The sequence below is a fragment of the Rugamonas fusca genome (assembly GCF_014042365.1).
Taxonomy (GTDB): Bacteria; Pseudomonadota; Gammaproteobacteria; order Burkholderiales; family Burkholderiaceae_D; genus Rugamonas; species Rugamonas fusca.
This window is the reverse complement of record NZ_JACEZS010000078.1, coordinates 1-436: the sequence shown is the minus strand read 5'-3', so window position 1 is coordinate 436 and position 436 is coordinate 1. Positions and strand designations below refer to the sequence as shown.

Annotated in this window: 1 protein-coding gene; it reads right to left on the bottom strand. The window is 61.5% G+C overall.

Going from position 1 to position 436, the window contains the following annotated elements:
• Positions 1 to 90: 90 nt before the first annotated feature.
• Positions 91 to 436, bottom strand: a 346-nt coding sequence (locus tag H3H36_RS26390; protein WP_311196701.1) for a group II intron maturase-specific domain-containing protein, incomplete at its 5' end; no start/stop codon positions are given.

Sequence of the window (436 nt, the reverse complement as noted above, 5' to 3'; positions counted from 1 at the left end):
ATCGGCATAGGGGCGGCCAGCATAGCTGACCGGTCCCCTGCCACACCACCCGGCATGCGGGTCCGCACCGGGCGGTTCGAGTAGTTGAGGTTAAGACAGGCGTGGTACGCCCAACCGGTCGAAGTAAGCGATGGTCAGTACAGTCTTCAGGAGTCTGTCACTGTTTCGCCACCAGCGTCGGCTGTTGGCTGCCACCTGCTTCGCAACCGAGGCGGGCGCTCCGAGCCTAAGCAGTTCCCGATACATGATCTTACCGCGCTTCCAGTGCTTGAGCTGGATAGCCCGCAGCCGGTGACGCAGCCATTCATCGAGAGTACGCCAAACCTTGGGCGTTTGCGCCAGTTGGAAATACCCTTTCCAGCCCAGCATATAAGATCGTAGTCTTTCCACCACGTCCGACATGCCGCGCCCGCCCGAACGACGGGTCAGCTCGCGG